This is a genomic window from Streptomyces sp. NPDC101178, from assembly GCF_044767965.1.
Classification (GTDB): Bacteria; Actinomycetota; Actinomycetes; order Streptomycetales; family Streptomycetaceae; genus Streptomyces.
The window spans coordinates 372,933-394,378 of sequence record NZ_JBIWOZ010000004.1; the positions used below are offsets into that span (position 1 = coordinate 372,933).

Consider the following 21,446-nt stretch of genomic DNA (forward strand, 5'->3'; position numbering starts at 1 on the left):
ACTTGGGATCTACTGGGCGATTACTTCGCGGTCTTGACGAGCTTGGAGTCGGGCGAGACCGCGAACCACGTGCCGCCGACGCCCTGTCCGTTGACGTCGCCCGGCTTCTCGTCACCGGCGAACGTATAGATGGGCCAGCAGTCGATGGTCTGCTGCTTGATCCCGTCGGGGCGGTCGAACGTGACAAATCCCTTCTTCGTCACGCCTTCCACGGAGTTTTTGGACACGGGAGCGACTACCGGCCACTTCTTGATGCACTCGCCGGTGCAGGCCGTCTTCATCGGCCACGCGGAGTCCTTGGTGAACCGGTAAACCGTCATACCGCGCTTGTCCACCACGATGTCGCCGAGTTCCGGGTCCTTGCGGACGGAAAGGCCCGCCGCGTCGGCCGGTTCGGCGCCCTCACCGACGGCGGCCGGATCGTCGGCGTTGGCCGCGGCCTTCTTGCCGTCCGGCGCGGAGGCGAACCAGGTGCCGCCGACGCCCTGGCCGCCTGTCTGGCCCGGCGCGGTGTCCTTCGCGTACCGGTACATCGGCCAGCCGTCGACGGTCAGCTGCTTGGAGCCGTCGGTCCGGACGACCTCGCCGAGCAGCGAGGCGTCGGTTCCGGCGGCGGCGGTGACATCGCCCGCGGGGACCACGGGCCACGCCGTCGCGCAGTCGCCGTCGCAGTTGGACTTCGGCGGCTTCGCGGTGTCCTTGTCGAACCGGTAGAGCGTGAACCCCTCGCTGTCGGTGAGCACCTTCCCGAGCTTCTTGCTGTCCTGTACGGCGAGTTGACCGGCCGCCTTCGGTGCGGCCACGTCCGCGCCGGAGCCGTAGCCGCCGCCGGACGAGCCGTAGCCGCTCCCGGCCGGCTGCTGCGCCGGGGCCGCGTTGCCCACCGCCTGGCCGTTGGGCGAGGCCGTGCCCTGTTCCTGACCGCACGCCGTCGTCAGCGTCAAAAGGGCCGCGGCGGTCACCGCGAGCGAGGCGTTGCGCCAGGTGTTCATGTCGACTCCCGTAGTACGTCGTCGTATTCGCTGCGATGGCGACGCGAGGCCGCGCCGTCCATGGCCCTAGGTACGGGGCGTCACGGGGCTGGTGTTCAACGCGGGCCGAGAAGAATTCGGCGGAACGCCCGTGGGAGCCGTGGCCCCGGGCAGCTGCCGGACCGTCAACCGTGCGCAAACATGAACGGCTTCTTGTCCCACCATCAGGCGAATCGCCGCGGAGTCCCGTGTGTCGCCGGACGACGTGGATCATGCTCCCGGTCGTGTACGGATCCCGCATCGGGCGGCTCTCGACAGCCGCCGCACTCGTCTGGCTGATAGCCGTACCGCAGCCCGCGACCGCCGACGCCTGCGCGGTGGCCGTCATCGGGCCGGACGGCGGCAGCACGGCGGTCGCCGTGGCGGGCGGCGGAGACTGCGTGGCGATCACCACGCCGGAGCCACCGCCACCCCCGCCCCCTCCGAAGCCACCGCCCCCTCCACCTCCTCCGCCCCCACCCCCACCGGCCCCGGAGCCGCCACCTCCGCCACCGCCTCCTCCTCCCCCGCCGCCCCCGGCACCGGCACCGGCACCACCGCCCGCGCCACCTCCGCCACCGGATCCGCCACCTCCACCTCCGCCCGTGCGGAAAGCCGCACCCGCACCGAAGCCCGCACCCGTACCGAAGGCCCCGCCCGCGCCCAGGCCCGCACCGAAGCCGTCACCGACGCCTTCGGTTCGCCCGGCACCGCCGGAGCCCAGGGCCGTGGCGCTGCCGGCGTACCGCAAGACGACCCGCAAGGAGCCTCGGAGCGGCCCGTCCCTGGTGTCCACGACCCTGCTGATCACCGCCCCGGCGGTGTTCGCCGTCGCCGTGCTGCGGCCCCGATCGTCCCGCTGACGAGGAGATGTCCATGTCCGAATGGCTCGTGCTGAGCATTGCCATGGCCTCGGCCTGTGCGGTCGTGCTCACCATCGCGGTCCTCAACAACCGACGGATCGCCGATGACGACGATCCGTCCGAGACGCCCGACGTCATCGAGTACATGACGATGATGATCGGCGTGGTCTACGCGATCGTGCTGGGCCTGGCCATCGCCGGCGTCTGGGAGGGCCGCAGCGCCGCCCAGGAGTCCGTACGACTGGAGGCTCAGGCGCTGCACGAGGTGAAGGCGCGGTCCTCCGTCTACCCGGTGGAGGTACGCGACCGGATCCGCGCGGACGTCGACGCGTACGTCGCCCATGTCATCGACGACGAGTGGCGGGTGATGTCGGAGCGCGGCACCCTCTCCGAACGCGGCACCGAGCTGCTCAACCGGGTGCGGGCCGACGTCACCGACTACGAACCGCGGACCGACCACGAGGGGCAGGCCTACCAGCCGCTGGTGGACCAGGTGGCTGCGGCGGACGACGCCCGCACCTCACGGGCGCAGAACGCGGGGGCGACGATGCCCGGGGTGGTGTGGTTCGGCCTGATCATCGGGGCGCTGGTGACGGTCGGGCTGATCTTCACGCTGCAGATCCGCAGAACGTTCCGGGAACTCCTGCTGGCCGGGCTCTTCAGCGCGCTGATCGCGTTCCTGCTCTTCCTGATCTGGAATTTCGACGCGCCCTTCGGCCGGGGCGTCTCGGCCACCGCCGAGCCCTTCCTCGACCTGTTCCCGGAGGCCACCCGCTGATACGCGCCCTCCCCGACCGGTGAACCGCCGAGTGCGCCGGCCGGGGGATGGAATGACCCATTCGCCCGACCCCGATAGCGGTCGGTCCGCCGCGCTCCTAGCGTGTCGCGCATCGAGGTGCATTTTTCCTGCTATGTGGAAATTCATTCCGCAGCTGCCCCTCGGGGAACCCGGAGGATCCACCATGCGCGCGATACGTGTCGCACCCCTCGCACTTCTGGGCGCCGGCGCCCTCGCCCTGCTGGCCCCGCCCGCCGCCCATGCCGCGCCGGACGGGGCCATCAACACGTTCAACCCGACGATCAGCCCCTCGGTGATCGCTCCGGGCGGCCGGGTGACGCTCGGCGGTGGCGGGTGCACCGGCGAGACGACCGTCTCCTCGGGCATCTTCGACACGACCGTCATCCCGAGCGGCTCCAGCACCGCCACCGCCACCGTCGACACCGACGCCCGGCGGGGCGCGGTCTACGCGGTGACGTTCGCCTGCGGCTCCACCGGCACCACCCGCAACGTCAACCTCACCATCACCGGCGGGGCCACCAGCACCCCGACGCCCACGACCGCACCGACCACGGCTCCGACCGTCAGCTCCACGGGCATCGCGCCGAGCGGTGTGCGCGGCGGCCTCGGCGGCAGCTCCGGCTCCATGGACACGGTGCAGGTGGCGGCGGGGTCGGCCCTCGTGCTCGCGGCCGCCACCGGCACCCTCTACTTCGCCCGCCGCCGCGGCGCCGGCCGCCGGCACTGACGGCGTACGGCCCGAGGTGGAGCGCACGACAGTCGCCCCGGGTCCTGACCACAGGACTCGGGGCGACGGGCGTATCGGGCCGGGCGGGAGATCCGGCGTCCTAGAAGGCCGCATGACTCGTCCGCCGGCGCCGGACGAGGAAGACCGCGCCACCGACGGCCGCCGCGGCCACCAGTCCGCCGCCGACCTGCATCTCCGTGGAGTTCGGACCCATCGAGCCGCCGAGCCCGCCCTGCGCGCCGTTGCCGGCGAGCACGGTGAACTTCTGCGTCGCGATCCGGTCGTTGTCACTGCACTTCACGGAGAGGTGGTAGTGCCCCGGCGTGGTGTTGTCGCGGACCCGGGCGTGAGCGTAGTTGGTGCCGTCACCCGCCGAGAGGCTGGTCGTCGGGAACGCGTTCGACCAGACCTTGCCGCCGTGACCGCAGCCCTGTGCGGTGATCTTCAGCGTGCCGCCCTGGTGGACCGACTGCGGGTTGACGGCGACGTTGACCGGGCCGTTGGTGGCGGCGGCCATGGGGGCAGCGAGCCCGACGGCCGCGAAAGCGGTCACGGTGACCGCGAGAACGCGTGAAGCACGCATCGTGTGGACCTCCAGCGGGAAACGCCCCGGAGTCCTGTCCTCCGGGCATGGATCGACGTGAACGCCTCCCATGACGAACACTCACCAGTCGGTCATCGGCTCGCACTTCGGCGCTGCTCCACCCCGGTGACACGACACGCCGTACAGAAACTCCTGCTTCTGACGGATCCGCAGGTCACAGGCCATCAGAATTTTTATCTGCTCATTACTCCGAAGGGCAGTCACCCGTGGGCCCGGACGCGGTCGCGCCGAGGCCCTGGACGCGGTCACCGCGAAGGCCCGGGATCGGCCCGCCACCCGTTCGCCTCTCCCTGATCGCCGCCCGGCCGTACCGCCCCTAACGTTCCAAGCGTCGCGACGAAGGGAGCACCATGGGCCAGCACTACGCCGGCGCCGAGCGGACCAGACGCGTGCCGTGGGGTGCTGTCGCCCTGGTCATGCTCACGGGCCTCGCCCTCCTGCGCAACGGGGCGGAGTTCGGGGAGGAGGGGCCGCCGCAGCCCGCGGCCGCCGCCTCGCTGGACCTGAGCAGCGACACCGCGGGCCCGCCGGTGGAAGGCGAACCGGTGCAGCCGCTCCCGTACGCCCCGGCCTCCCGGGTGAAGATCTCGTCCATCAACGTGGACGCCCCGATCATCGATGTGAACCTGGACGCCGACGGCTGGATCGACGCCCCGCCCGCCGAGGACCCCAACCTCGCCGGCTGGTACCAGAACGGCATCGCGCCCGGTCAGCGCGGCACCTCCGTGGTCGTCGGCCATGTCGACAACAACTCGGGGCCCGCCGTCTTCTACGGCCTCGGCTCGCTCCAGAAGGGCCACCAGGTCGAGGTGGAGCGCTACGACGGCCGGGTCGGGGTCTTCGAGGTGTACGGCGTGGAGGTCTTCTCCAAGAACGACTTCCCCGGCGCCCGGGTCTACGGCGACACGGGCCACGCGGAACTCCGAGTGATCACCTGCGGCGGCGCGTACTCGAAGGCGGGCGGCTACGACGGCAACGTGGTGGTCTTCGCCCGGCTCGTCGAGACCCGCTGACGGTACGTCACCGAACGCCGCGCCGCACGGTTCAGCGGGGGAAGCCCTCCCGGTCCAGGAGCGCGTACATCTCCGCGGGCGGCAGCGCGGGGTCGGCGGCCGCGGCCATCTCCGTGGTGAGGTCCGCCGGCAGTTCCAGCAACCTCGGCACCCGGACCCGCGGATCGTAGGCAGCCTTCCGCCGGTCCGGCGCGCCCGGGGCTCCACCCCGGGCGCGTACCGGAGGAACCGTATCTTCAGCGGGCCCGCCCCGGACAGACCGGCCGCTCAGATCCGCTGCGGCACCGTGACGCGGTAGCCCTCGTCGAGCAGTCGGGGGAGGTAGCGGCGCAGAGCGGCCACGCTCTGGGAGCGGTTGCCGCCCGCGTCGTGCGAGAGGACGACGACGCCGGGCGCCGCACCGTCCATGACCCGGCGGACGATGGTGCCGGTCCCCGGGGTGGTCCAGTCGAGCGTGTCGACGGTCCAGGCCATCGGCTCCATGCCCAGATCGGCGCCGATCTCGAAGGAGTTGCGGTTCCACGCGCCGTACGGGGCCCGGTACCAGAGCGGCGCGGTGCCGAGCGTCGCCTCGACCACATCGCTGGTGCGGCCCAGCTCGTCGCGGATCCTGGCGCGGGAGAGGCCCGGGACGAGCGGGTGCGACCAGGAGTGGTTGCCGACGACATGGCCGTCGTCGGCCATCTCGCGGAGCAGGTCGCGATTGGTGTCGGCCATCTCGCCGCAGACGAAGAACATCGCGCGGACCCGGTGTCTGCGCAAGGTGGCCAGGATGTCGGGCGTGTAGCGGGGGTCGGGGCCGTCGTCGAAGCTGAGGACCATCGAGTGGCCGAGGTCGGGAAGCTCCTCGAACGGGCGGGTGCGCACCGGAGGTCTGGCCGGCCGGAACCGGGGCGGGGTGCCGGCCGTCATGGGTTGCAGTCGGTACGCGGGCGGCCTGGCCGGCAGTCCGGCGGGCGGCCCGGCGGCCGCCGCGGGCGGGGTGCCGGCGGCCCGTGCGGGGCGGGTGGGGGTCGAGGCCGGATCGGCGGCGATCAGATGCAGGGTGGTGGCGGTCCCGAGGCCGAGGGCGACCTTCAGCAGGGTGCGGCGGTCGGGCCGGAGGTGATCACTTCTCATGGCCAACTGCTCGCACGGCCGGGCACCCGCTCCGGCCGACGACACCGAGGCTCGACCGTTTTGTACCCATTCGCCGCAGTGGCCGGTCCGGCCCGCAGGCCCTCCTCCGCGGCTTCCGGGCGAGCCGATAGCCTCGGAGCCGTGACAGAGCAGCAGCCTCATCAGTTCGAACGCGGTACGGACGGGCCCAAGGTGATCGTCGCGGGCGTCGACGGCTCCGACTCGTCCATGCGCGCGGCCGCCTACGCCGCCGGTCTCGCCCGGCGGCAGAACGCCACGCTGGCCCTCGTCTACGTCCAGCCCGTGATCCCGTCGGGCGCCGCGCTCGGCGTGCCGGTCGGCGACACCACGGGCGAGGTCGCCCAGGAACTGGTGGACGAGATCCGGGAGTCGGCGGAGCGGCTGAAGGACACCTGGGACGTGCGCTGGGAGTTCCACACCTTCCGCGGCGACCCGTACAACGGACTGGTGACGGCGGCCGGTGAACTCACCGCCGACGCCGTGGTGGTGGGCGCTTCGGAGTCGGCGGGGCACCGGTTCGTCGGCTCGGTGGCGGTGCGGCTGGTGAAGGCGGGCCGCTGGCCGGTCACCGTGGTGCCGTAGACCTCCGTACAGCCTGAGGGCTACTCCCCCATCACCAGGCCGTCCTTCGCCGCGCCCCGGCCGAGCACCACGTCGCGGATCCGGTCGCGGACCTCGCGGTGGCGATCGGCGCCGGCCTTGACGGAGGCGTTGAGGTCGACGACGCGGCCGGTGTCCGTGTCGTACCACTGCGGAACGAACTCGGCCTTCTCCACCGTCCAGCGGCCGCCCGGCCCGGCGGGCGGTGCGAAGGTGAAGCGGCCCATCGAGCTCTGGTTGCCGCGCGGGTCCTGGACGCCCTGGTAGTTGATCATCGCGCCGGCGATCTGGTCACCCATGCCGTAGACGACCCAGGTGCCGTTGACCTTCTCGTACGCCTGCGGGACGTGGGCGTGGGTGCCGATGATCAGGTCGAGGTCGGGGCGGCCGCGGTCCTGGGATGCGGTGAGGCGTTCGGCCAGTTCCAGCTGCCGGGCGTCCGGTCCGTCCTGCCATTCGGTGCCCCAGTGTGCGGAGAGGACGACGACGTCGGCGCCCGCCCGCCGGGCCTTCCGCGCCTCCGCCACGATCTTCCGCTCGTCGGTCACGTTGACCGTCCACGGCTTCCCGGCAGGCAGCGGGATGTCGTTGGTGCCGTAGGTGTAGGCGAGGTGGGCCACCTTCGCCGCCTTCTTTCCCGGTCCCGTCGGCAGGATCGTCGGACGGGCGGCCTCGGCGGCGGAGCGGGCGGATCCGGCATGGCGGATACCTGCCTCGTCCAGGGCTCCGAGCGTACGGGCGACGCCTTCGGCCCCGTCGTCCAGAGTGTGGTTGGAGGCGGTGGAGCAGGAGTCGTAGCCGGTGGCGCGCAGGGCCGCGGCGACCTCGGGCGGCGACTTGAAGTTCGGGTAGCCGGTATAGGGGCCGCCGTCCTTCCCGTACACCGTCTCCATATGGCAGATGGCCAGGTCGGCGGCGGAGACGACCGGTGCGGCCCCCTTGAGCATCGGGGTGAAGTCGTAGCCCTGTCCGCCCGCGTCGGCCGCCGCCCGGTCGATGACGGAGGAGTGCGGCAGGACGTCGCCGGAGGCGAGGAGGGTGAAGGGGCGCGGTACGTCGGCGTCCTGGCCGCCGGCACCTCCGGCGGCCGTGGGGGCGGCGGCGGGGGGTGCGGCGGGGACGGGCGCCTGGGGTTGCTGGCCGGTGCAGCCGGTGGCCGCGGCGAGGAGGAGGGCGAGGGCGGCCACGGTGCCCGGTCGGATGCGCTGCGTCATCTGCTCGACTCCATGTTCGGATGATTACGACCATCTGACTAGACAGATCGTCATACTGCTGAAGCAAGGAGCATTGCCGCATACCTAGCTGAACTGGTCGTACCGTCCGACCCCGACGGCCCCTTGACCGTTCGCCGCACCATTCGCCGCACTGAGCGACCGCTCGTCGCACGCCTCGGTGCACCGGGTGTTCCTGCGCCGCCGAATGCGTTCGTATACGCCAGGCGGCAGCGAGGCCGTCCGGGGGCCTCCCGCGGGAAAGGACGTTCATGAAGACCACGACGACGACCGATGAGCGGGCCATCGCGGAGTTGCAGCGGGAACACGGCCCCGCCCTCTTCCACTTCCTGCTCGGCCTGACCTTCGGGGACCGGCAGCGGGCCGAGGACCTGGTGCAGGAGACCCTGGTACGCGCCTGGCAGCACCCGGAGGCCTTCGACGCGCCCTACGAGTCGATGAGGCCCTGGCTCTTCACCGTCGGCCGCCGCCTCGCCATCGACGCCCGGCGCTCCCGCCAGGCCCGCCCCACCGAGGTCAGCGATCTGGTGCTGGAGAGCACTCCGGCCGACCAGGACACCGCGGACTCGGCCGTCCGCGCCCTGGACGTCCGCGAGGCGGTGCGCACGCTCAGCCCCGAGCACCGTGCGGTGCTGGTGCAGATCTACTTCCGCGGGCTGAGCGTCGGCGAGACCGCCGAGGTGCTCGGCATCCCGGCCGGGACCGTCAAGTCCCGTTCGTACTACGCCCTGCGGCTGCTCTCGCGCAATCTGCCGGGTTACTCACGAAGGTCCTCCGCCCGCAGCAGCGCGAGCAGGGCCGAGGCCTCCGCCACCTGCACGTAGTCGCGGGCGCAGTCGTCGCAGAGCTGGAGGTGGCGGGCGACCCGGCAGGTCGCCTCGGCGTCCAGCGCGTCCAGGACGTACGCGCCGAGCAGCAGGCGCACATGCGGGTCGTCGCCGGGGTCGGCACTCATTCGCAGCCTCGCATCTCCTGGGCGATCCTCCGCTTCTGCCCACGCGGGGCGTCCGCCCCCGGTTCAATGCTGCGTGAAGCCCGGTACCGAGCAAGGAAAGAGGCGAGAGGGGATGCGTCCCGAGGATACGGATGGAACCGGTGGGGACGGGCTGCCGGTACCGATGGCCTGGCTGTGCACGGAGTACATCGCTGACGAGCTGTTACGCACCGGCGATCTGATGGAACCGACCACGCTGGAGTTCCGGGCCGGACGCGACGCGCTCGCGCTCACGATCTTCCTCTCCGGCCTCCTCGGCGAGGCTCCGGCCCCCGGCGCCCTGTCCGGGGCGCGCGTCGACGAGCTGCGGCTGCTCACGGCGTACGAGGCCACCTGGCGGAGCTGGGTCTGCGAGCGGCTCGCGGAGTCGCAGCTGCGGGCCGGACCCGGCGACCCCGATCTGGCCCTCGCCCGGTCGGCCTGGCGGTGGCTGGAGGAGACCGAGCTGCTCGCCGCCGACCTCGACGCGATCGTGCCCGCGCCCCGGGAGCCGGTGGCGACAAGCGCGCACGAAGGCGAGGGGGAGGTCCAGGTGTGGACTCCGGCGTGGCAACTGGGGCTTCCGCTGGGCCATTTGGCCGTACACCTGTGCTGAGCAGGCCGGACGCGGTCCCGGCCTCATGAACCGTGCACGCCCGCCCGGTACTTGGGCAGCCGGAGCGTGATCTTCATGCCCGCACCGAGCCCCGTCTCGATGACGAGCCCGTACCCGTCCCCGTACACCTGGCGCAGCCTTTCGTCCACGTTGAGCAGGCCGATGCCGGTGGAGGTCGTGGCCTCGCCGCGCAGGATGCGCCGGAGCCGGTCGGGGTCCATGCCGCTGCCGTTGTCCTCGATCACCACCTCGGCCTCCGATCCGGCGTCGAGCGCGCTGATGGTGATGCGGAAGGGAGCGCCGTCGGCCCGCGCACGGGGGACGGTGACGGCTCCCTCCAGGCCGTGCTTCACCGCGTTCTCCACGAGCGGCTGGAGGCAGAGGAAGGGCAGCGCGACCGGCAGCACCTCGGGGGCGACCTGAAGGGTGACGGAGAGGCGTTTGCCGAAGCGGGCCCGGACGAGCGCCAAGTACTGGTCGATGGAGTGCAGTTCATCGGCGAGCGTGGTGAACTCGCCATGGCGCCGGAAGGAGTAGCGGGTGAAGTCGGCGAACTCCAGGAGCAGTTCTCGGGCCTGCTCGGGGTCGGTGCGGACGAACGAGGCGATGGCGGCCAGGGAGTTGAAGATGAAGTGCGGGGAGATCTGAGCCCGCAGCGCCTTGATCTCGGCCTCGATCAGCTGCGTACGGGAGCGGTCCAGCTCGGCCAGTTCCAGCTGTACGCAGACCCAGCGCGCGACCTCGCCGGCCGCGCGGGCCAGCACCGCCGACTCGCGCGGGGCGTAGGCGACGAGCGCGCCGAGGACCCGGTTCTCGACGGTGAGCGGGACGGCGACCGCCCAGCGCAGCGGGCAGTCCAGGTCGGCGCAGCCGCTGTCGAAGGCGGCACCGCGGCCACCTTCGAGCAGCTCCTCGATGTGGCCCATGACGTCCTTGCCGTGATGGTGTCCGGCGCCGTCCCAGACCAGGACACGTTCCCGGTCGGTGAGGCAGAGGGCGTCGGTGCCGAGCAGGGAGCGCAGCCGGCGGGCCGAGCGCCGGGCGCTCTCCTCGGTGAGGCCCGCGCGCAGCGGGGGCGCGGCGAGCGAGGCGGTGTGCAGCGTCTCGAAGGTGGCGTGTTCGACGGGGGTGCCGACATCGCTGGGGCGGACCGGGCGGGCGGTGCGGCGGCCGAGCAGGAAGCCCGTACCGAGCAGCAGGGCCACCAGGACGGTGAGGACGGCGATCGCGGCCCCGGTCATCGCTCCCTCCCGGCGGCCCGTGCCGGGGTGAGCGCCTCGGGGAGGTGGAAGCGGGTCATGGCCGCGTTGGTGCCCGGCGGTATCCGCCCGGGGGTGGCGAGCGAGACGAGGATCATCGCGAGGAACCCCACGGGCACGGACCAGACGGCGGGCCAGGCGAGCAGCGCGTGCGGCCAGCCGGGCGGGGTCACGGCTCCGCTGACGGTGATGGCGACGGCGAGGAGAGCCGAGCCGCCGCCGAGGACGAGTCCGGCGATCGCGCCCGGTGGGGTGAGGCGGCGCCACCAGATGCCGAGGACGAGCAGCGGGCAGAAGGAGGAGGCGGAGACGGCGAACGCCATGCCGACGGCGTCGGCCACCGGCACCCGGCTGACCAGCAGGGAGATGACGAGCGGTACGGCGATGGCGAGGACGGTGGCGAGCCGGAAGTAGCGCACGCCGCGCGAGGGCAGCACGTCCTGGGTGATGACCCCGGCGACGGCCATGGTGAGCCCGGAGGCGGTGGAGAGGAACGCGGCGAACGCCCCGCCCGCGATCAGCGCGCCGAGCAGATCGCCGCCGAGCCCGCCGATGACCCGGGCCGGCAGCAGAAGGACGGCCGCGTCCGCGTCGCCGCCGTGCCGCAGCTCGGGGGCGTACAGCCGGCCGAGGGCACCGTAGACGGGCGGCAGCAGGTAGAAGAGGCCGACCAGGGCGAGGACGGCGACGGTGGTGCGGCGGGCGTCGCGGCCGTTGGGGCTGGTGTAGAAGCGGACGACGACGTGCGGCAGGCCCATGGTGCCGAGGAAGGTCGCCACGATCAGTCCGTACGTGGCGTAGAGCGGGTGGTCGGCTCGGAAGACGGCGATCTGGTCGTCGAAGCTGACCCGCGGCCGGCCGTCGCCCTGCCAGGCGAGGACGAGGAAGAGGGCGGGGACGAGGAGCGCGGTGAGCTTCAGCCAGTACTGGAAGACCTGGACGAAGGTGATCGACCGCATCCCGCCCGCCGCCACCGCGACCATCACCACGGTCGCGACGAGTACGTCGCCGAGCCAGCCGGGCGCCCCGGTGAGGATCTTCAGCGTCAGCCCGGCTCCCTGGAGCTGCGGCACGAGGTAGAGCCATCCGGCGCCGACCACGAGGATGCTGACCAGCCGCCGGACGTGCAGCGATTCGAGCCGCCCTTCGGCGAAGTCCGGCAGGGTGTACGCCCCCGAGCGGCGCAGCGGGGCGGCGACGAAGACCAGCAGCACCAGATAGCCGGCGGTGTAGCCGACCGGATACCAGAGCATGTCCGGCCCGTGCAGAAGGACCAGCCCCGCGACGCCGAGGAAGGAGGCCGCGGAAAGGTACTCGCCGCTGATCGCGGCTGCGTTGAGCCGGGGCCGCACGGTCCGGGAGGCCACGTAGAAGTCGGAGGTCGTACGGGAGATGCGCAGGCCGAAGCCGCCGACGAGGACGGTGGCGAGGACGACGAGGGCGACCGCCACCCAGGACGCCGTGTGGTCGGGGGTGCTCACGGCGTCGGGCGGCCCTCCACCAGCCGGGCGAAGTCGCGCTCGTTGCGCTCGGCTCTGCGCACGTACCACCAGGCGGCGAGCGTGAGCGGCGGATAGGTGGCGAAGCCGAGCACCGCCCAGACCAGCGCGGCGCTGTTGAGTGCGGCGAAGAGGAGCGGCAGGGTGCCCGCGACCAGGGCGAGCACGGCGAAGACGGTGAGTCCGGCGCGGAGCTGGCTCCGCATCAGCGAACGCACGTAGGCGCCGCCGAGGGCGGTCTGCTCCTCGATCTCCGACTGGGTGCGGTAGCGCGGCAGCGGACGCACCCGGCGGGGCTCTCCTGTGACGACTTCGCGCCGGGATACGGTCTCCGGTGACATGGGCTCGGAGTGTAGGCGGCGCGGCGCGGTGCTGGGAAGGTTTCGGGGAAGGTCGCCCCAGGTCAGCGGCCACCCTGGCGCATCAGCAGGTCGCGCAGGGCCCGGGTGTGGCGGCGGCTCACGGCCAGCTCGGCCTCCCCGATCCGTACGCTCATGCTCCCCGCGTCCAGCCGCAGCTCGTCGATCCGGCTCAGCGCCACGAGGTGACGGCGGTGGATCCGGACGAAGCCGCGCGAGCGCCAGCGCTCCTCCAGGGTGGTGAGCGGGATGCGGACGAGATGGCTGCCGGCCGCGGTGTGCAGCCGCGCGTAGTCGCCCTGCGCCTCGGCGTACGCGATCTCGTCGATCGGGATGAAGCGGATGACACCGCCGAGCTCGACCGGGATCTGGTCGGTCGCGGTGTCGTTGACCGGCGCGGTCCGGTCCCCGACCTGCTCGGCGACCCGGCGTACGGCCTCGGCGAGGCGTTCGCGGCGGACCGGTTTGAGGACGTAGTCGACGGCCTTGAGGTCGAAGGCGTGCACGGCGAAGCCCTCGTGCGCGGTGACGAAGACGATGAGCGGCGGCGAGGCGAATCCGGCGAGGAGCTGGGCGACGTCGAGGCCGGTGAGGCCTGCCATGTGGATGTCCAGGAAGACCACGTCGATCGCGGACGGGTCGTCGGGGCCCGCGTCCACGGCGCCGCCGATGCGGCGCAGCGCCTCGGTCGCACCGGTGGCACCTTCGGCGCTGCGGATCCGGGGGTCGGCGCGCAGGAGGTAGAGAAGCTCCTCCAGGGCGGGTGGTTCGTCGTCGACGGCGAGTACGCGCAGCATGAGCCCGGAGTTTAGGGCGTGCGGGGCCCGATGGCTTGAGTGAATCCCGGCTTGTTCCCGTACCGCAGTACATGCAGACGACCGAGCCCCACATCCGCGTGGGTGCCTATGCCCTGGGCGTCCTCGGGAGGGCCGACGCCTTCCGGTTCGAGGAGCATCTGGAGGAGTGCCCGCAGTGCCGTGTCCGGGCGCGCGAGCTGGCCCCGGTGGCGGCCCGTCTGGCGGTGGCCCGGCCGGTGGTGCGGCCCTCCCCCGGCCTCGCGGACCGGCTGGTCGAGGCGGTGGCGGCCGGGCGGCGCAGGGCCGGCAGGCGGCGGCTCGCCCTGGTCGCGGCGGCGGTGGTGCTGGCGGTGGGCGGGCCGTTGGCGGTGGCTGATGTCCCGGGCGGTCCCGACGGTCCGGCGCAGGCGACGCGGGTGCAGCGGTGGGTGGGCGCGGACCGGGCGTCGGGGGCGGCGGCGGTGGTGACGGCGGCCGGACACGAGTGGGGTACGGCGGTGGCGCTGGAGGTCGTACGGGTGCCGGTCGTCGGAGTGTGCGCGCTGATCGCGGTGGGCCGGGACGGCAGCGAGGAGACGGTGAGCAGCTGGTCGGCCGGGGGTGCGGCGGACGGGCTGGTGGAGGTGGTGGGCGCGGCGGCGCTGCGGCCGGAGGGCATCGACCACTTCGAGGTGCGGACGGCGGACGGGCGGCGGCTGGTGACGGTGGAGCGGTGAGGGGCCGCCGTCTCACTTGAGGAACTTCGACGTCCTCCGGTCGGCCAGGGGTTTGCCGCCCGTCTGGCAGGTGGGGCAGTACTGGAGCGAGGAGTCGCTGAAGGAGACCTCAAGGATGGTGTCGCCGCAGACCGGACAGGCCTCCCCCGTACGCCCGTGGACCCGCATCCCGCTCTTCTTCTCGGACTTGAGCTTTCCGGCCTCCACTCCGCCGGTCCGCGCCACGGCGTCCGCGAGCGTGGTGCGCAGCGCGGTGTACAGGCGGGTGATGTCGTCCTCGTCGAGGTCGGCGGTCCGTTTGAACGGGGACGTCTTCGCCACGTGCAGGATCTCGTCGCTGTAGGCGTTGCCGATGCCCGCGATGAGCGTCTGGTCGCGGAGCGCGCCCTTGATCTGGCGGCGCGCTCCGGTGACGATCGCGGCGAACGTGTCCCGGTCGAAGGCGTCGGAGAGGGGATCGGGGCCGAGGCGGGCGATGCCGGGGACGTCCGTCGGGTCGCGGACGAGGTGGACGGAGAGACTCTTCTTGGTGCCCATCTCGGTGAGGTCGAAGCCGTCGCCGTCGGCGGTCACCAGGCGCAGGGCGAGCGGCCCCTTGCCGGGGCGCGGCGGGTCGGCCGGGAAGGAGTCCTTCCAGCGGAGCCAGCCCGCCCGGGCCAGGTGGGTGCAGAGGTGGAGCCCGTCCGCCGCGATGTCGAGGAACTTGCCGTGGCGGGCCACCCCGGTGACGGTGGCCCCTTCGAGTGCGGTGAGCGGCGGGTCGTACGTCTTCAGGACGCTGATCGCCAGCGGGAGGACGCGGGCGATCTCCTTGCCGACCAGATGGTCGTCGAGGAAGACCCGCAGGGCTTCGACTTCGGGCAGCTCGGGCATGGGTCCAGCCTGCCGCAGCGGGCGTACGGCTGCCTGTCAGGAGACCGGTGCCGCCACCCGGCCGGCGGTGAACAGCGCCCCGATCTCGTCGAACTCCTCCTGGACCGCCTCGGCCAGCCGGTCCAGGTCCGCCAGCGCCTTGCCGTCCGCCACCAGTCCCACATGGACACGGCCGCCGTACGTCGACAGGGCGACGGCCAGCGACTGTCCGCGGGCCAGCGGCGCCATCGGGTAGAGCGCGCTCAGCGGGCAGCCGCCGAGCGAGAGCGCGGAGCGCGGCAGCGGGACGCTGGTGACGAGCAGGTCGAAGAGCATCCGGGCGGCGTTGGCGGCCAGCGGCGCGCCGAACCGGTGGGCCAGCGGGTGGAGTTGGTCGGCGAGTACGGCGACGGCCCCGGCGCCTTTCAGCGGTCCGGCCGCCTTGTTGCGGTCCATCGCGGCCCGCACCGCCCGGAGCCGCTCGCGGGGGTCGGCCGCACCGACGGGCAGGTCGAGGAGGTAGGCGGAGAGCCGGTTGCCGCTCACCGCGCCGCCGGGCCTGCGCCGGGAGACGGGGACCAGGGCGCGCGGGTCGGTGCCCGGGACCGTCTCGCCGCGTCCGGCCATCCAGCGGCGCAGGGCCCCGGCGACCACGGCGAGCAGGATGTCGTTGGCGGTGCCGCCCTCGGCCCGCCGGATGCGCTGGAGGGCAGCGGCGTCCAGATCCGCGGTGGCCAGGCGCCGGGTGCCGCTGGAGGGTGCGGTGAAGGCGGTGGAGCGCAGGTCGAGGCGGCCCGCCCGGACCACGGAGGCGCCCACGCCCAGCGCCCGGCGCACCTCGCCGATCCGGCCGAGCGCCATACCGGCCATCTCGCGGGGGTCGGGGAGCCAGGAGCGGGGCGGTACGGCGGCACGGCCGCGCGCGCCGGACCGGACGGTGGTGGCGGCGATCTCGTCGAAGATGCCGGCCCCGATGGCGACCGCCCGCATCCCGTCGGCCAGCGCATGGTGCAGTTTGACCAGCACGGCGAAGGGTCCGTCGTCGGCGCCGCCGATCAGGTACATCTGCCAGGGCGGCAGCCCGCGCCCGAGCGGCTGTTCCATCAGCTCACCGGCCAGCCGGGTGGCGCCCGCCATGAAGTCACCGCCGTCCACGACGGCACGGCGGACATGCCGGTGCACGTCGAACTCCTGGTCGACGGTCCAGGCCGCACCGCCGACCGGCAGCAGGACGTCCCGTACGCACATCCGCAGCCGGGGGATCGCGGCGGAGCGGGTGCGGAGGAGGTCCAGGACGTGGTCCGGGGTGGCGCCGGGCACCGGGTCGAAGACGGCGAGCGCGCCCAGGTGCATGGGGTGGGCGTCGGACTCGAGGTGCCAGAAGGCCAGATCGAGCGGGGCCAGGAGTTCGGTACCCAACAGGGGCCTCATGTCGTCGAATGGGGCGGAACGGCGGTGTCTCCGCAGTCAATCGCTCGCGGTCGGTTACGGTCAAGTACAGACATGTTACGTACTGTTACGTAACTGGGCTCCCGCTCCTCATTACCGGTCCGGGATCAGGAACTCGCACCACACGCACTTGCCGCTGCCGCGCGACTCCACTCCCCAGACGTCGGCCAGCCGGTCCACCAGCATCAGTCCGCGCCCGGAGACCCCGTCGTCCCCGGCGTCGCGGCGGCGGGGCAGAGCACTGGAGCGGTCCTCCACGTCGACGCGCAGCCGCCGCTCGGACCCGGCCATCACGCGGATCGTCACCACGGCCCCGCCGTCGGTGTGCATCAGCGCGTTGGTGGTCAGCTCGTCGGCGGCCAGCTCGATCTCGTCCGCCCGCTCCTTCGCACCCCAGGCGCGCACCGCCGCCCGGATCATGTGCCGGGCCGAGCTGAGCGCCTCCGGGTCGTTCTGGGCGACGTGCTGCCGGAGCCGGCCGCCGGGCTGCGGCGCCTGGACGGCCCGGCGGCGGAGCAGCAGGAGCGCCACGTCGTCCTGGCCGCCGCGCACGTCGACGGCGTCGCAGAGGTCGTCGGCGAGCCGCTGGAGGTCCTGGGGGCCGTTGGAGACCAGAGTGGTCAGCAGCTGTATGCCCTCGTCGAGGTCGGAGCCGGGCAGCTCGACGAGTCCGTCGGTGAACAGGATCATCGTCTGTCCCGGATCCAGCTCCGCCGTACCGACCGGATACTCCAGCCGCCCGAACTCCGCGGAGAGCCCCAGCGGCAGCCCGCCCTCGGCCGGCATCCGGCGGCAGCTCCCGTCCACGTCCCGTACCAGCGGGTCGACGTGGCCGGCGCGGACCACCTGGACGACCCCGGTGGTCAGGTCGACCTCGGCGTAGGTGCAGGTGGCGAAGCGGTCGGTGTCCAGTTCGTGGAGGAAGACGGAGGCGCGGGCCATGACGGTGGCGGGGCTGTGGCCCTCGGCCGCGTAGGCCCGCAGCACGATCCTCAGCTGTCCCATGACGGCGGCGGCGTGGGTGTCGTGGCCCTGTACGTCTCCGATGACGGCGCCGACCCGTCCGCCGGGCAGCGGGATCAGGTCGTACCAGTCGCCGCCGATGTCCTGGCCGAGCCGGGCCGAGCGGTAGCGGACGGCCACGTGCGCGCCGGGGACGGCGGGGATCCGGCGCGGCAGCATCGCCTGCTGGAGCCCCTCGGCGAGGTCGTGCTCCTGCTCGTAGAGCATCGCGCGCTGCAGGCTCTGCGCGATCGAGGTGCCGAGCGCCATGAGGAGGTTGCGCTCGTCCGGGGTGAAGCCGGCCTTGTCGCGGTAGAGCAGGCCGAGTGCGCCGATCGGGCGGGCCTGCGCGATCAGCGGCATGTAGGCGGCCGAGGTGATTCCCAGGTGGCTGATGTCGGGCCAGAGGATCGGGTAGGAGACGGCGAAGTCCTCGGCGGACTCGATGAAACGCGGGGCGAGCGTGCGGACGACCTCACTCATCGGGTACTGCTCGTCCACCCGGGTGAACCGGGTGCCGGGGACGTACGCGCCCTCGGGTCCGTCGGCCACGAGGTGGATGCGGCCGGACTCCAGCAGCCCCATGACCAGGCTGGTGGCGCCGAGGTGGGCGAGGCCCTGGGAGTTCTTGAGGACGGCGATGACGTCCTTGACCGTACGGGCGTGGGCCAGGGCCGCCGTGGTGCCTTCCACCAGGCTGGTGCGCCTGCGCCGCTCCAGGTCCAGCTCCTGCCGGGCGGAGGAGTCGGCCAGCTCGTCGGTGGCGTCGCGGACGATGCCGATGATGCGGCGCGGACGGCCCGTACCGTCCCGGCGGACGAAGCCCTGGGTGTGGGTCCAGCGCAGGGTGCCGTCGCTGCGCTGGATGCGGAAGTAGGCGCCGTAGTTGACGCGTCCGCTCTTGAGCGCCTGCGAGACCATCCCGTCCAGGCGCTGCGCCTCGTCGGTCGGCACGCGGTCGGCGAGGGTGGCCGGGCGGTTGTCGTACTCCTCCGGGGTCAGGTCGAACACGTCGAGGGCGGCCTCGTCCATGTGCATGAGGCCGGTGTCCAGATCCCAGTCGAAGCTGCCCATACGGTTCAGGGCGAGGCTGAGGTCCGGGTGGGCGGGCCAGTCGTCCGGGAGTGACAGGGCACCCGCTACCCGATCATCCATGTGGGCCACTCTGCCACCATTTGTCCGATTCTTCGAGTGATCCGTTACGCCCGCCGGAGCGGTCGGCGCAACAGACTGGAGGAGGTCCGGGCGCGGCCGGTCAGCCGGCGAACGGCTCGGGAACGCCGGAGTCCACCGGCTCGTCGAACCCGTCGAGTTCGTCCGGGAAGACCTGGGTCGGCTCCGGCACCACGCCGAACCCGTCCTCCTCCATCTCCCAGGGCTCGTCGGTCGGCATGTCGTCGAAGTCGTCCGGCGCCTCGGTGCCGGGGTCGGGCTCCATGGGCGGCGGGCAGCCGGGCGGCAGCTCGGCGGGGTCGCCCGAGGGGTCGGGGCACTCCGTCACCTCCGGCTCGGCGGGAGCGGGGGTGGACGGGGTGGACGGGGTGGACGGGGACGGTACGGGTTCGGAGGGGCGGCCCGGGGAGGGGAAGAGGAGGTCCTCGCTCGGCTCGAAGGGCGGCGGGTCGGCGGGGGCCCGGTCGCGCTCGCCGGCGTCGCCGGCGGTCCGCTCGATCCAGGTGTTGTCGGCGGTGTTCACGATGACCAGGCTGCCGACCGGCTTCACACCGGGGTCGACGGCCAGGATCCGCGCGGGGTCGTATCCGGGCCAGCGCTCACCGCGATGGGTGACCTGCCCCTTCGCGGCCACCGGCCTCTCCAGCGGGTTGCCGCAGGTGCAGCGGACCCTCGGCAGGCCCCGGCCGTCGACCAGGACGGCGGTGCCCGCCTGGAGCACGGCCTGGAAGGCGGTGGTGGAACCGGCGCTGTAGCCGTGGTTGGTGACCTGGGTGTCCGCGCGCAGGGTCACCGGGGTGAGCGAGCGCAGATAGCCCGGGATCTGGACAGCCTCGATGCCCGCCTCCTCCGCGAAGGCGCGCGCCTTGTCCTGGTCGGCGGCGAGCAGACGGGCCTGCCGCTCGACATCGCAGGACGCCTCGGACCGCACGCCGCCGTAGAGGCCGGGTACGGCGCCCGAGACGCGGTGGACCGCCCGGGGGGCGGACCCGTCGCCCTCCCTCGGCGAACCGGTGGCCGACGGCGACGGCGCCGCGCTCGCGGTCGACTTGGTGAAGGGGCCGGGGCCGGGCTCCGCGACCGGCTGGAGGAGGACGTCCTCCGCCTCCGCGGTGCCGGTGGTGCCCTTCGTGGTGCGGTCGGCGGCGCTGTCGCAGCCGGCGACGGCGAGCAGGACCCCGGCGGAGAGCGCGGCGAGCGCCGCACACCGGAAACGTCTGGGTGAGCGCACGGAGTTCTCCTGCCTGTCCTTGACGAATGCGGCTGACGAACGGATGGTCCGTCACCATCTGTGCCGTACCGGACGACGGCCCGCAAGCGGACGGAGCCACGAGCCGACCGTCTTGAACACGTTCAAGAAAACCTCTACTCTCAACTCAGAGATTGAACACGTTCAAATTTGGGGGTGGGGACCGTGACCGTCCTGGTCAACGCGATCGTGATGCTGGGCATGCTCCTGGTCGTCCCGGCCGGGCTGCGGCTGACCGGACTGCCGGAGCTGGACCGCATCCGGAGGCTGTGGCCGCTCTTCGCGGTGCCCGGCGCGGTGGCCCTGTGGCTGCCCCGTGGCCCTACCGCCACCGCGTCGGCCCTGTGCTACGCCCTGGGCGCCGTTCTGCTCGCCCTGCACGGCGCCCGCCGGGCGGTCCGCGCCCGGGACCTCTCGCCCGCCGGGATCGCCCTGCTCACCGCGCTCGTCACCCCGGCGGTCGCCGCGCTCGCCCTGGTCGCGGAGCGGTGGGGCCACGAGCTGTTCGGCTTCGAGCTGGGCATCCTCGCCCTGACCGTGCCGCACTTCCACTTCGCCGGATTCGCCGCCGCCCTGGTGGCCGGGCTCATCTGCCAGGTCGCCGAGGGCCCCGCGGGCCGGTTCGCCGCGCTCAGCGTGCCGCTGGGCACGCTGCTCGTCCTCGTCGGCTACTTCATCGGTGACTGGGCCGAACTGGCCGGCGCCGTGGTGCTGACGGCGGGCATGTGGACCGTCGGCCTGCTCACCTGGCGCCTGGGGCGCGAGGAGGGCCGGGACAGGACGACCCGGCTGCTGCTCCTCACCTCGGCCGCCGTCCTGGTGGCAACCATGCTCCTCGCACTGAGCTGGGCCGTCGGCGAGGCGACCGGACTGCCCCACCCCACCCTGACCTGGATGGCCGCCACCCATGGCCTGGGCAACGCGCTGGGCTTCGCGCTCTGCTCGCTCCTCGCCTGGCAGCGCATCCGCACCACCACCCACCCGGAAAGCAGGACCGCATGAGCACGCTCACCTACCCCGAGATCGGCGCCACCCGCCTCGGCCCGCTCCCCACCGGCTACAACCACCTGCACCACCGCACCCGGGTAGGCCGGGGCCCGGACGACTTCGCGGCGGCGGGCGCGGCGGTGACCGAGTGGCGGATGCACCGCGCCTCGGGAGTAGGGATCGAGGCCTCGGCCGCACGCGCGGAGCCCGGAGCCTCCGTACGGGTGTCGCTCGGCGTGGGGCGGCTGCGCCTGGGCGTCCCGTGCGAGGTGATCTGGACGGCGTACGAGGAGGGCCGCACCGGGTTCGGCTACGGCACCCTCAGCGGCCACCCGGAGAACGGCGAGGAGTGCTTCGTCGTCGACCTGGCGGACGACGGCACGGTCTGGTTCACGGTCATGGCGTTCTCACGCCCCGCCGTCTGGTACGCACGGCTCGCCGGGCCGCTCGTGCCCCGCCTGCAGCTCTGGTACGCGCGCCGGCTGGGCCGGACGGTGCGCCGGCTCGTAGCGGCGGGCTGAACACCG

24 protein-coding genes are annotated in these 21,446 nt (G+C 72.8%); 10 read left to right on the plus strand and 14 right to left on the minus strand.

What is annotated here, in order from left to right:
- Positions 1–20: 20 nt before the first annotated feature.
- Both ACIRR8_RS14070 and ACIRR8_RS14075 read right to left on the minus strand, forming a co-directional pair.
- Positions 21–992 carry an SCO0930 family lipoprotein gene (locus ACIRR8_RS14070; protein WP_404063418.1) on the minus strand — a complete coding sequence of 324 codons (972 nt, stop codon included), beginning with the start codon at positions 990–992 and terminating at the stop codon, positions 21–23.
- Between the two features lie 426 nt (positions 993–1,418).
- Complete coding sequence (locus tag ACIRR8_RS14075; RefSeq protein ID WP_404063421.1) at positions 1,419–1,721, minus strand: hypothetical protein; 303 nt, start codon at positions 1,719–1,721, stop codon at positions 1,419–1,421.
- Between the two features lie 17 nt (positions 1,722–1,738).
- Between ACIRR8_RS14075 and ACIRR8_RS14080 the strand changes: the two genes are divergently transcribed.
- The 3 genes from ACIRR8_RS14080 (at position 1,739) to ACIRR8_RS14090 (ending at position 3,399) form a co-directional block, all read left to right on the plus strand.
- On the plus strand, positions 1,739–1,873 hold the full coding sequence (locus ACIRR8_RS14080; RefSeq protein ID WP_404063423.1) for a hypothetical protein: 135 nt from the start codon (positions 1,739–1,741) through the stop codon (positions 1,871–1,873).
- A 13-nt stretch (positions 1,874–1,886) separates the two neighbouring features.
- Positions 1,887–2,651 carry a hypothetical protein gene (locus ACIRR8_RS14085; RefSeq protein WP_404063426.1) on the plus strand — a complete coding sequence of 255 codons (765 nt, stop codon included), beginning with the start codon at positions 1,887–1,889 and terminating at the stop codon, positions 2,649–2,651.
- A gap of 184 nt (positions 2,652–2,835) precedes the next feature.
- Complete coding sequence (locus ACIRR8_RS14090) at positions 2,836–3,399, plus strand: hypothetical protein (protein WP_404063429.1); 564 nt, start codon at positions 2,836–2,838, stop codon at positions 3,397–3,399.
- Between the two features lie 100 nt (positions 3,400–3,499).
- Here the strand turns inward: ACIRR8_RS14090 and ACIRR8_RS14095 are convergent, their stop codons facing one another.
- Positions 3,500–3,982 (minus strand): hypothetical protein, encoded by a 483-nt coding sequence (locus ACIRR8_RS14095; RefSeq protein ID WP_404063433.1) that lies wholly within the window; start codon positions 3,980–3,982, stop codon positions 3,500–3,502.
- Positions 3,983–4,353: 371 nt separating this feature from the next.
- On the opposite strand from ACIRR8_RS14095, the gene ACIRR8_RS14100 reads away from it, so the two are divergent.
- On the plus strand, positions 4,354–5,016 hold the full coding sequence (locus ACIRR8_RS14100) for a class F sortase (protein WP_404063436.1): 663 nt from the start codon (positions 4,354–4,356) through the stop codon (positions 5,014–5,016).
- A gap of 267 nt (positions 5,017–5,283) precedes the next feature.
- On the opposite strand, the gene ACIRR8_RS14105 is transcribed toward ACIRR8_RS14100, so the two are convergent.
- Positions 5,284–6,135: a polysaccharide deacetylase family protein gene (locus tag ACIRR8_RS14105; RefSeq protein ID WP_404063439.1), complete on the minus strand. Its 852-nt coding sequence runs from the start codon at positions 6,133–6,135 to the stop codon at positions 5,284–5,286.
- 141 nt (positions 6,136–6,276) lie between these two features.
- On the opposite strand from ACIRR8_RS14105, the gene ACIRR8_RS14110 reads away from it, so the two are divergent.
- A complete protein-coding gene (locus ACIRR8_RS14110) occupies positions 6,277–6,738 on the plus strand; it encodes a universal stress protein (RefSeq protein ID WP_404063442.1) in 462 nt (153 codons plus the stop codon).
- Positions 6,739–6,758: 20 nt separating this feature from the next.
- Here the strand turns inward: ACIRR8_RS14110 and ACIRR8_RS14115 are convergent, their stop codons facing one another.
- Positions 6,759–7,970 carry a CapA family protein gene (locus tag ACIRR8_RS14115; protein WP_404063445.1) on the minus strand — a complete coding sequence of 404 codons (1,212 nt, stop codon included), beginning with the start codon at positions 7,968–7,970 and terminating at the stop codon, positions 6,759–6,761.
- Between the two features lie 269 nt (positions 7,971–8,239).
- On the opposite strand from ACIRR8_RS14115, the gene ACIRR8_RS14120 reads away from it, so the two are divergent.
- Positions 8,240–8,812 (plus strand): sigma-70 family RNA polymerase sigma factor, encoded by a 573-nt coding sequence (locus tag ACIRR8_RS14120; protein WP_404063447.1) that lies wholly within the window; start codon positions 8,240–8,242, stop codon positions 8,810–8,812.
- Here ACIRR8_RS14120 and ACIRR8_RS14125 read toward each other — a convergent pair.
- On the minus strand, positions 8,746–8,943 hold the full coding sequence (locus ACIRR8_RS14125) for a zf-HC2 domain-containing protein (RefSeq protein WP_404063449.1): 198 nt from the start codon (positions 8,941–8,943) through the stop codon (positions 8,746–8,748). The two genes, ACIRR8_RS14120 and ACIRR8_RS14125, sit on opposite strands and share 67 nt — an antisense overlap.
- A 112-nt stretch (positions 8,944–9,055) precedes the next feature.
- Here ACIRR8_RS14125 and ACIRR8_RS14130 point away from each other — a divergent pair, with 112 nt between their 5' ends.
- On the plus strand, positions 9,056–9,577 hold the full coding sequence (locus ACIRR8_RS14130) for a hypothetical protein (protein ID WP_404063452.1): 522 nt from the start codon (positions 9,056–9,058) through the stop codon (positions 9,575–9,577).
- Positions 9,578–9,600: 23 nt separating this feature from the next.
- On the opposite strand, the gene ACIRR8_RS14135 is transcribed toward ACIRR8_RS14130, so the two are convergent.
- The 4 genes from ACIRR8_RS14135 to ACIRR8_RS14150 all read right to left on the minus strand — a co-directional run bounded on the left by ACIRR8_RS14135 (position 9,601) and on the right by ACIRR8_RS14150 (position 13,491).
- Positions 9,601–10,818 carry a sensor histidine kinase gene (locus tag ACIRR8_RS14135; RefSeq protein WP_404063455.1) on the minus strand — a complete coding sequence of 406 codons (1,218 nt, stop codon included), beginning with the start codon at positions 10,816–10,818 and terminating at the stop codon, positions 9,601–9,603.
- The gene (locus ACIRR8_RS14140) at positions 10,815–12,317 is read right to left on the minus strand and encodes a cation acetate symporter (RefSeq protein WP_404063457.1); all 1,503 of its coding nucleotides are present in this window, start codon (positions 12,315–12,317) and stop codon (positions 10,815–10,817) included. Before ACIRR8_RS14140 ends, ACIRR8_RS14135 begins: the two co-directional genes overlap by 4 nt.
- Positions 12,314–12,676, minus strand: a complete 363-nt coding sequence (locus tag ACIRR8_RS14145; protein WP_404063460.1) for a hypothetical protein — start codon at positions 12,674–12,676, stop codon at positions 12,314–12,316. The genes ACIRR8_RS14140 and ACIRR8_RS14145 overlap by 4 nt, the downstream gene beginning before the upstream one ends.
- A 62-nt stretch (positions 12,677–12,738) precedes the next feature.
- Positions 12,739–13,491 carry a LytR/AlgR family response regulator transcription factor gene (locus ACIRR8_RS14150; protein ID WP_404063462.1) on the minus strand — a complete coding sequence of 251 codons (753 nt, stop codon included), beginning with the start codon at positions 13,489–13,491 and terminating at the stop codon, positions 12,739–12,741.
- 71 nt (positions 13,492–13,562) lie between these two features.
- On the opposite strand from ACIRR8_RS14150, the gene ACIRR8_RS14155 reads away from it, so the two are divergent.
- Complete coding sequence (locus ACIRR8_RS14155) at positions 13,563–14,207, plus strand: zf-HC2 domain-containing protein (RefSeq protein WP_404063465.1); 645 nt, start codon at positions 13,563–13,565, stop codon at positions 14,205–14,207.
- A 12-nt stretch (positions 14,208–14,219) separates the two neighbouring features.
- Here ACIRR8_RS14155 and ACIRR8_RS14160 read toward each other — a convergent pair whose 3' ends face one another.
- The 4 genes from ACIRR8_RS14160 to ACIRR8_RS14175 all read right to left on the minus strand — a co-directional run bounded on the left by ACIRR8_RS14160 (position 14,220) and on the right by ACIRR8_RS14175 (position 19,914).
- Positions 14,220–15,080, minus strand: a complete 861-nt coding sequence (locus tag ACIRR8_RS14160; RefSeq protein ID WP_404063468.1) for an Fpg/Nei family DNA glycosylase — start codon at positions 15,078–15,080, stop codon at positions 14,220–14,222.
- 36 nt (positions 15,081–15,116) lie between these two features.
- Positions 15,117–16,478, minus strand: coding sequence for a wax ester/triacylglycerol synthase family O-acyltransferase (locus tag ACIRR8_RS14165; protein ID WP_404063471.1), 1,362 nt, complete (start codon positions 16,476–16,478; stop codon positions 15,117–15,119).
- A gap of 123 nt (positions 16,479–16,601) precedes the next feature.
- On the minus strand, positions 16,602–18,665 hold the full coding sequence (locus ACIRR8_RS14170) for a SpoIIE family protein phosphatase (RefSeq protein WP_404063473.1): 2,064 nt from the start codon (positions 18,663–18,665) through the stop codon (positions 16,602–16,604).
- Between the two features lie 100 nt (positions 18,666–18,765).
- A complete protein-coding gene (locus ACIRR8_RS14175; protein ID WP_404063476.1) occupies positions 18,766–19,914 on the minus strand; it encodes a DUF6777 domain-containing protein in 1,149 nt (382 codons plus the stop codon).
- Between the two features lie 183 nt (positions 19,915–20,097).
- On the opposite strand from ACIRR8_RS14175, the gene ACIRR8_RS14180 reads away from it, so the two are divergent.
- Both ACIRR8_RS14180 and ACIRR8_RS14185 read left to right on the plus strand, forming a co-directional pair.
- Positions 20,098–20,934 carry a YndJ family protein gene (locus ACIRR8_RS14180; protein ID WP_404064313.1) on the plus strand — a complete coding sequence of 279 codons (837 nt, stop codon included), beginning with the start codon at positions 20,098–20,100 and terminating at the stop codon, positions 20,932–20,934.
- The gene (locus tag ACIRR8_RS14185) at positions 20,931–21,440 is read left to right on the plus strand and encodes a DUF1990 family protein (RefSeq protein WP_404063479.1); all 510 of its coding nucleotides are present in this window, start codon (positions 20,931–20,933) and stop codon (positions 21,438–21,440) included. Before ACIRR8_RS14180 ends, ACIRR8_RS14185 begins: the two co-directional genes overlap by 4 nt.
- The last annotated feature ends 6 nt before the right edge of the window (positions 21,441–21,446 follow it).

Excerpts from the sequence above, each read along its gene's own strand:
- ACIRR8_RS14070 (WP_404063418.1), bottom strand. The coding sequence starts at position 992 with ATGAACACCTGGCGCAACGCCTCGCTCGCGGTGACCGCCGCGGCCCTT.
- ACIRR8_RS14085 (WP_404063426.1), top strand. The coding sequence starts at position 1,887 with ATGTCCGAATGGCTCGTGCTGAGCATTGCCATGGCCTCGGCCTGTGCG.
- ACIRR8_RS14090 (WP_404063429.1), top strand. The coding sequence starts at position 2,836 with ATGCGCGCGATACGTGTCGCACCCCTCGCACTTCTGGGCGCCGGCGCC.
- ACIRR8_RS14095 (WP_404063433.1), bottom strand. The coding sequence starts at position 3,982 with ATGCGTGCTTCACGCGTTCTCGCGGTCACCGTGACCGCTTTCGCGGCC.
- ACIRR8_RS14100 (WP_404063436.1), top strand. The coding sequence starts at position 4,354 with ATGGGCCAGCACTACGCCGGCGCCGAGCGGACCAGACGCGTGCCGTGG.
- ACIRR8_RS14105 (WP_404063439.1), bottom strand. The coding sequence starts at position 6,135 with ATGAGAAGTGATCACCTCCGGCCCGACCGCCGCACCCTGCTGAAGGTC.
- ACIRR8_RS14115 (WP_404063445.1), bottom strand. The coding sequence starts at position 7,970 with ATGACGCAGCGCATCCGACCGGGCACCGTGGCCGCCCTCGCCCTCCTC.
- ACIRR8_RS14120 (WP_404063447.1), top strand. The coding sequence starts at position 8,240 with ATGAAGACCACGACGACGACCGATGAGCGGGCCATCGCGGAGTTGCAG.
- ACIRR8_RS14125 (WP_404063449.1), bottom strand. The coding sequence starts at position 8,943 with ATGAGTGCCGACCCCGGCGACGACCCGCATGTGCGCCTGCTGCTCGGC.
- ACIRR8_RS14130 (WP_404063452.1), top strand. The coding sequence starts at position 9,056 with ATGCGTCCCGAGGATACGGATGGAACCGGTGGGGACGGGCTGCCGGTA.
- ACIRR8_RS14135 (WP_404063455.1), bottom strand. The coding sequence starts at position 10,818 with ATGACCGGGGCCGCGATCGCCGTCCTCACCGTCCTGGTGGCCCTGCTG.
- ACIRR8_RS14145 (WP_404063460.1), bottom strand. The coding sequence starts at position 12,676 with ATGTCACCGGAGACCGTATCCCGGCGCGAAGTCGTCACAGGAGAGCCC.
- ACIRR8_RS14150 (WP_404063462.1), bottom strand. The coding sequence starts at position 13,491 with ATGCTGCGCGTACTCGCCGTCGACGACGAACCACCCGCCCTGGAGGAG.
- ACIRR8_RS14155 (WP_404063465.1), top strand. The coding sequence starts at position 13,563 with ATGCAGACGACCGAGCCCCACATCCGCGTGGGTGCCTATGCCCTGGGC.
- ACIRR8_RS14160 (WP_404063468.1), bottom strand. The coding sequence starts at position 15,080 with ATGCCCGAGCTGCCCGAAGTCGAAGCCCTGCGGGTCTTCCTCGACGAC.
- ACIRR8_RS14170 (WP_404063473.1), bottom strand. The coding sequence starts at position 18,665 with ATGGATGATCGGGTAGCGGGTGCCCTGTCACTCCCGGACGACTGGCCC.
- ACIRR8_RS14185 (WP_404063479.1), top strand. The coding sequence starts at position 20,931 with ATGAGCACGCTCACCTACCCCGAGATCGGCGCCACCCGCCTCGGCCCG.